The organism is Cytobacillus oceanisediminis (assembly GCF_007830235.1).
Lineage (GTDB): Bacteria > Bacillota > Bacilli > Bacillales > Cytobacillaceae > Cytobacillus > Cytobacillus oceanisediminis.
This window is the reverse complement of sequence record NZ_VLKI01000035.1, coordinates 21,054-27,665: the sequence shown is the minus strand read 5'-3', so window position 1 is coordinate 27,665 and position 6,612 is coordinate 21,054. Positions and strand designations below refer to the sequence as shown.

The window sequence follows — 6,612 nt, the reverse complement described above, 5'->3', positions numbered from 1 at the left end:
GCGGTCCTTGCCTACCAATATGGCGACGGCATCACAAACTCGATCATTCCAACCTCCGCCGCCCTAATGGGTTACCTGGCCGTTGCCGGCATCCCGTATGAGCGCTGGGTAAAATTCATCTGGAAGCTTATTATTGGGTGGCTGATTATTGGTTCCCTAGCGTTAGTTGCGGCTGTATTAGTTGGAGTACAGTAGCAGACATTTTGTCTGTAAAGAGAGATGCCAAAAGGGGTGTCTCCCTTTTTAACTTGTTACTACTCAGATTATGTAAGAATCGGGTTGGAAATTAATCAAACGTTTGATTGAATCAATGTGCCGGAATAGGTCATTTGCGAACTCTGCAAATGATAAGTCGGTTTTGCAAATAGAACGGTTAAATCCGCAAAAAAAATTAGTCCGTTTAGGGATTTCCTTTAGTTATTATCTAAATATTTTAAATTTAATACAAAATATATGTTTCACACTTAAAGAGTTTGTAAACTGAGAGGCAAAGGAGGGATTATATTGTTATTAGAAAAAATGCCAAACGTGGACCTTATTAGCCTGGACGGTAAAATTCGTGGCGAGGTTGAAAAAGTAGAGCTGGAGGATCAGTATTTTAATCCTTCCTCACATCCAAGTGACCTGGAGCTGCAGCTGGCGCAAACGAAATTTAAGCTGTGAATGGAATACGCCAAGAATGGCAACAAAGAGGCTGCTATAAAGGAGCTTGATGAAGCCTTGCCTTTGGATACTGACAACTTTTTAATCCGAAAACAGCGCTGGTATATCCGCCACCCAGAAAAATTCTCGCCGGCAATAGACATAGAATGGCAGCAAAAACAGCTGAAAGAAGAAAAAGCAAAAGAAACCCAATTAAAAGGCGGGCTAGAATGCGGGCCTGAGGGCTGTGAAATACAGGGGCTATCAAGGCTGACTGAAATGTGCTTCTATAAAATGCCCTTCAAATATTCAAAAACCAGCAGAGAGATTAATCCTGCTGGTTTTGTATTTTCTTAACTTTTAAGAAGCATACGTTCTTTTGTCACTTTAGTTATCTAATTTTTGCATTGGGCTGTTTTTTATTGCGTGGATGATCTTTACTAGTTTTACTATTCCATTTTATTATGTAGCTATCATTATAGCTGCTTTGTTTTTTTACATCCATAAGTCAACAAGAACTGTTGAAGTATTTTTTCAAGCCACTCTAACAACACGGAAACACACTAAAAAGATCAAATAAGCAGTTACGCTGAATACCAATACCAGAAGGACGGGATACAAACAAGTTAAGATTCCGGCTGCCAATAAAATCATTATAGATATGAAAGTTGTAGGCAAACACGTTAATGCCAGCAGGAAGGAATTCTTCCATAAATTCCATAAAGAAAAATCATAATGTACCATAAGTGTGAGCATGTAAATTGTCGTTGTTATTAAGAAGAAACCTAAAGTTAATATAAGTGTTAGTATAACAGTCCGGAAAACCCCGTCTATATTATTAACTATTGATAAATTAAAATAAACAATTAAAGCAAAGGCGATCCATACTAGTTGCAATACCATGCTTTGTCTAAAATTCTCTTTGAACTTTTTGAAAAATGGCCGAAATATACTTGTTTCCTCTTTGGTTGCCCATTCCCTGTAGACTCCAAACAAGGCAGATGTAGAAGGGACAATGGTGAAGATCGGCAAGCAGGCGGCAATCCAAAGGAAGTTTAAGAAAAAAAGATTTGAAAAGCGTTCTGTTACAGCGAAAAACTTTCCATATTGCACTTTCATAATATCCTCCGTGTTGCTTGTGTCATGTATTAAAAATGATAGTATCGTTCAGTCACAAATTTCGCAAAATCTCCCCGGACTATAGTAGATGAATATTCAATCGGAACTTTATCAGTAGTATATGTAATGGACTCTGAACGGAAAGATGCTGTATTTTCTGGTATTCCTAAAAGATTGCTAATGTTTGAATCTGGAATAATGGGTTCAATAGATTCCACAGATTTCAGAATCTTTAAGTGGTATTTGGTTTTGAGCAACTCAAATAGTGAACCTGAACAATCATCGTGAATTAAATGGGGTGCTACTTTCCAGGGTACATATGACGTCGAGTGCTGATAAGGTTTTTGTTCGGCAAAACGGAGTCTTATGAGCTCGATTATGGGTTCATTTGGTTTTATATCTAAAAAATTTGCAAGGCTTAAAGTCGCAGGTATCATTTCTAAACTCAAAACTTCCGAATGTGCTTGAAGCCCAATGCTTTTCATCTGTTCCGAGAAGGTATTAATGGTTTGCGTAATTGTTTCCTGGATTTTTGGCTGTGATACAAAGGTTCCTTTTCCCTGCATTTTATATATTCGGCCTTCTTGCTCGAGCTGTTGAAGTGCAAGCCTGACCGTTGTCCTGCTCACTTCAAATTCTGTACATAAGTCACTTTCGCTGGGAAGTTTCCCTCCGATAGGATAGATTCCTTGCTCTATGCGATTAAGAATCTGTTCTTTCACAGAATAGTATAATGCCGTTCCTTGCTTGTTCTGCATGTAATTTTCACTCACTCTCAAAATCTGCTTACTAACATGTTATAACAAGTTATTTTAAAAAGAAAGTGATTACATTTTATGCGCTAAAAAAATAATTACCTTTAAAACAAGGTTTAAAGCAGGTATTGAATAATTTTAGAAAATTTTTAATAATGTATTGACGTTATACTTATCATGAACTAACATGTGATGTAATAACAACATTACAAGTTGTAATTTGTTAATGTAATAGAAATGATCATTTTATTTTGAAAACGCTAACAATTAAAGGCTGGAAATATCTCTTTTAAACTAGAAAAAAGATTAAAGTTGTCATAACAACATTATAACGTGTATACGGGAGCGAAATATGGAAAAGTGGGATGTTTTAGTTCAAGGTGTCATAACAACTGATGTGATTTTTTCAGAAATTCCAAAGATGCCCGAACCCGGAGAGGAAGTTTATTGCGGTGAATTTGAGTTCACTGGCGGAGCAGCTTATATTACAGCGGTTGCCCTTTCAAGGCTAGGGTTGAAGGTAGCGATACTGTCTCCAATAGGGACAGACGTCTTAAGCCAATTTATTGTACATAGCCTCGAGTCTGAAGGTGTATCAACAAAATTGATGAAAAGGCTGGATCAGCCGCTTAGAACTTTGTCAGTGGCCATTAATTATGGAGGAGATCGATCTTTTCTGTCCTATCAGGATGAAGCGAAGGGATTTGATCTGGAATCCTACACTCTGGAGATTCTGGATCAGGCAGAAACAAATTTTTTACATATGAGTGTGAGGCCCAATTCACTCCCTGTTATTCAGAAAGCAAAAGAAAAAGACATTCAAGTTGCGCTCGATGTTGGCTGGGATGAAGAATGGTTAAAAAACGCGGATATTTACCCAATAATTAAACTTGGAGACTATTTTACGCCTAATTTAAGAGAAGCTCTCTATATGACTGAACAAACAACAGCTGCAAAAGCCTTGAATACATTCCGGGTGCAATGCCCATATACAAAGGTCATTATCAAGTTAGGTCCTGAGGGGGCATTAAGTAATGTTGACGGTAATGAGGTTGTAATCCCCGGGTTTAAAAGGAATGCTATTGATACCACTGGAGCTGGTGACGTATTTGCAGCTGGATTAATAGCGGGTGTAATAAAAGGCCATGACTTAAAACATGCAATACGCTTAGGAAATTTCTGCGGAGCCTGCTCGGTGGAAGGTTTAGGCGGGGCCACTGCAAGTCCGTACTGGGAGCAAGTAGAAAAAGAGTTTTTGCCTATAAAATAAACAGCAAAGAATGGAGGAAACATGATGAAATTAACAGTACTCGGAGGAGCAGGAATGCGTACTCCCCAATTAATACAGGGACTATTTAAACATCCTGACTTGCATTTAACAGAAGTAACGTTATTTGATACAGATGAAAATCGTCTATTAGTAATGGGGGAGCTATCCAAATATCTTGTTAAGCAACATGATGCTTCTTTTAAACTGACTTTTACCAGTGATATTAGAGAGGCTGTAAAAGATGCCGAGTTTATCTATTCTGCGATTCGAGTGGGCCAGGAAGAGTCCCGTGTTTTAGATGAACGAGTTGCTCTCAAACATGGCGTAATTGGCCAGGAAACTACAGGGCCAGGCGGATTTTCAATGGCACTGCGGACAATTCCTGTGATGATTGAGTATAGTAAAATCATTCATGAGGTTGCACCTAATGCTTGGCTATTGAACTTCACAAATCCTTCAGGACTTCTTGCACAAGCATTAAATACATATGGCTATCATGACAAAGTCATCGGCATTTGCGATGCCCATGCCGGCATCAAGAATGCTTTAGGGAAATACCTAAGAGTGCCGCATACAAGCCTTCAAGCTACGTACTTTGGATTAAACCATTTAGGGTGGGTGCCTTCAGTAATTGTAAATGGTGAAGATAAACTGCCTGAAATTCTCGAAAACTATGAATCTCTGTCTCGTTCATCCCATATTTTCAGCTTCTTTGACCCGGATTTAATCAGAAATATTGGAATGCTGCCTAACGAGTATCTCTATTATTTCTATTATCATGACCAAGCTGTTAAGAATATCCAAGATACCGATGAAACACGTGGAGAGCAAATCGTTAAACTGGGAAGGCCATTGCTTGAACGTTTATACGATCATGTGAAGCAAGGTGAGATCCAAAAGGCATGGGATGATTATAAGCAAACGATGGAAGAGCGGAATAATACGTATATGTCTCGCGAAACCTCTGGCAATGTCCATAACGTTTATGAAAAAGAAGAAAAAATCGAAATCACATATGAAGAGGAAGGCTACGAAGGTCTTGCTTTAAATATTATTAAAAGCATTAAATATAACAAGCAGCAAGTACTCACTTTAAATATCCCGAACAATGGAACAATTGAGGAGCTTAAGAAAGATGATGTGGTTGAGGTTCCTTGTTTGGTAAATGAAAATGGATATTTTCCTTTAGCAGTAGGGGAAGTTCCGGATGTCGCGATGTCATTAATCAAACCTGTAAAGACATATGAGAGATTAACAGTAGAGGCAGCAGTAACAGGCAATTACGATACTGCCCTAAAAGCACTGACTGTTCATCCGCTTGTTCCATCTTACACCATTGCAAAAGCTATCTTGGATGAATACCTGGAAGTACATCAGCAGCACCTTCCTCAATTCACTAAAGAAGAACAAAAGGTAAATTAATAGAAAGTTTTAGCCTTTAGAAGCTTAAATGATAGTTTTTTTAAAAAAACGGAACAGGGGAGAAAATAATGAAAAAATCATTAAAGAAACTTAGCTTGCTTTTATTAAGTGTAATGCTTATCGCTTTGACGGCGTGTTCGAGCAAGACGTCTGAAGAGGCCACTGATGGTGAAATTGTTATTAAGTTTCCGCATTATTACGTTGGAACAGACCCGCATGCCCAATGGTTTGACGGTGTTGTAGAAGACTTCAATAAAGAGCATAAAGGTGAAATTAGAGTAGTTACAGAAGAAATCGCAGGAGAGCAAAACTATGTTGATAAAATGAAGCTGCTTTTGCAGTCCAATGACACGCCGGATGTAGGCATGTCTCCGCTGGGATTACTGGACCTTGCATATGAAGCCGGTAAAGCAGTTGATTTAACTCCTTATTTGGAGGAAGATCCTGAATTTAAAGAACAATTCGATCCAAAATCACTAGAAGTCAATACGTATGATGGAAAGGTTTACGGACTTCCTAGCTTTAAAGGAATGATGGGTTATTTCTATAACAAAGAATTATTTGATAAAGCCGGAATTTCAGAACCAGCAAAAACTTGGGATGAGTTATTCGAACAGTTTGAAAAGCTAAAAAAGGCTGGGATCACTCCAGTATCCATGGATACTGCAGAAACAGGATGGCTTTCTTCCTTATGGTTTAACGCAATGATTGGCAGTGACAGTGCAGCAGGGCTTGAATTCATGAACACTTATTTCCCGAAAGATTTCAACAAGCCTTATATTGTAGACTCATTAGTGAAAATCCAATCGATGCTACAGGAGTATACAACGTCAGATGCGGTTGGATCTAAGTATGATACTGCAGCTATGCATTTCTTGAATGGCGAAACAGCCATGATTGCAAATGGGCCTTGGATGATTGCTGATTTCAGTGATCCAAACAAAGCTAAAGAAGGATTGGATAAGCAAATTGGTGTAGCTTTATATCCGGAAAACACTTTATTTAATGCGCCAGAAAAAGGCTATTTTGTCTTATCAAAGGATAAAGAGCATCAAGATGCAACGGTAGAGTTTATCAAGGAACTTGTAAGTCCTGAACGCCAAAAAGAATTGCTATTGCTTAAAGGAGAACTTCCGGATTCCCCTAAGGTAGAAATTACGGATGATGTGAAAGAGAAGTTCCCTATTCTGGCAGAATTCTTAACTGTGGCTGAAGAAGCTGAAAATGAGATCCTTTATTACCAAAAAACATGGCATAACAATGTTCAAAATGAAGTAAGCAGCATTTATCCAGCGTTGGGGAATGGACAGCTCACTCCGGAAGAAGCAGCTGACAAACTGACAAAAGCAGCAGAGAAAAATTAATTAACATGATGAATTCGGAATCGAAGGGTGCCAAGACATC

7 protein-coding genes and 1 pseudogene are annotated in these 6,612 nt (G+C 38.4%); 6 read left to right on the top strand and 2 right to left on the bottom strand.

Annotated features, from left to right (window positions below; genetic code table 11):
• The 3 genes and pseudogenes from IQ19_RS26790 to IQ19_RS26785 form a co-directional block, all read left to right on the top strand.
• Positions 1-195: pseudogene (locus IQ19_RS26790) on the top strand (YfcC family protein); the annotation flags it as partial.
• Positions 196-504: 309 nt separating this feature from the next.
• A complete protein-coding gene (locus IQ19_RS27905) occupies positions 505-663 on the top strand; it encodes a hypothetical protein (RefSeq protein ID WP_158638918.1) in 159 nt (52 codons plus the stop codon).
• Positions 664-999 carry a hypothetical protein gene (locus IQ19_RS26785; RefSeq protein ID WP_199749566.1) on the top strand — a complete coding sequence of 112 codons (336 nt, stop codon included), beginning with the start codon at positions 664-666 and terminating at the stop codon, positions 997-999.
• A 177-nt stretch (positions 1,000-1,176) separates the two neighbouring features.
• Here the strand turns inward: IQ19_RS26785 and IQ19_RS26780 are convergent, their stop codons facing one another.
• Positions 1,177-1,761 carry a YesL family protein gene (locus IQ19_RS26780; protein ID WP_144546727.1) on the bottom strand — a complete coding sequence of 195 codons (585 nt, stop codon included), beginning with the start codon at positions 1,759-1,761 and terminating at the stop codon, positions 1,177-1,179.
• 29 nt (positions 1,762-1,790) lie between these two features.
• Positions 1,791-2,534, bottom strand: coding sequence for a GntR family transcriptional regulator (locus tag IQ19_RS26775; RefSeq protein WP_277875364.1), 744 nt, complete (start codon positions 2,532-2,534; stop codon positions 1,791-1,793).
• A 334-nt stretch (positions 2,535-2,868) separates the two neighbouring features.
• On the opposite strand from IQ19_RS26775, the gene IQ19_RS26770 reads away from it, so the two are divergent.
• The 3 genes from IQ19_RS26770 (at position 2,869) to IQ19_RS26760 (ending at position 6,572) form a co-directional block, all read left to right on the top strand.
• Positions 2,869-3,786: a carbohydrate kinase family protein gene (locus tag IQ19_RS26770; RefSeq protein ID WP_144546725.1), complete on the top strand. Its 918-nt coding sequence runs from the start codon at positions 2,869-2,871 to the stop codon at positions 3,784-3,786.
• A 21-nt stretch (positions 3,787-3,807) separates the two neighbouring features.
• Positions 3,808-5,208, top strand: coding sequence for a family 4 glycosyl hydrolase (locus IQ19_RS26765; protein WP_144546723.1), 1,401 nt, complete (start codon positions 3,808-3,810; stop codon positions 5,206-5,208).
• Between the two features lie 68 nt (positions 5,209-5,276).
• Positions 5,277-6,572: an ABC transporter substrate-binding protein gene (locus IQ19_RS26760; RefSeq protein ID WP_144546721.1), complete on the top strand. Its 1,296-nt coding sequence runs from the start codon at positions 5,277-5,279 to the stop codon at positions 6,570-6,572.
• Positions 6,573-6,612: the final 40 nt, after the last annotated feature.

What these genes read in the sequence shown, in the direction of transcription:
- IQ19_RS26785 (WP_199749566.1), top strand. Translation starts at nt 664, where the DNA reads ATGGAATACGCCAAGAATGGCAACAAAGAGGCTGCTATAAAGGAGCTT.
- IQ19_RS26780 (WP_144546727.1), bottom strand. Translation starts at nt 1,761, where the DNA reads ATGAAAGTGCAATATGGAAAGTTTTTCGCTGTAACAGAACGCTTTTCA.
- IQ19_RS26770 (WP_144546725.1), top strand. Translation starts at nt 2,869, where the DNA reads ATGGAAAAGTGGGATGTTTTAGTTCAAGGTGTCATAACAACTGATGTG.
- IQ19_RS26765 (WP_144546723.1), top strand. Translation starts at nt 3,808, where the DNA reads ATGATGAAATTAACAGTACTCGGAGGAGCAGGAATGCGTACTCCCCAA.
- IQ19_RS26760 (WP_144546721.1), top strand. Translation starts at nt 5,277, where the DNA reads ATGAAAAAATCATTAAAGAAACTTAGCTTGCTTTTATTAAGTGTAATG.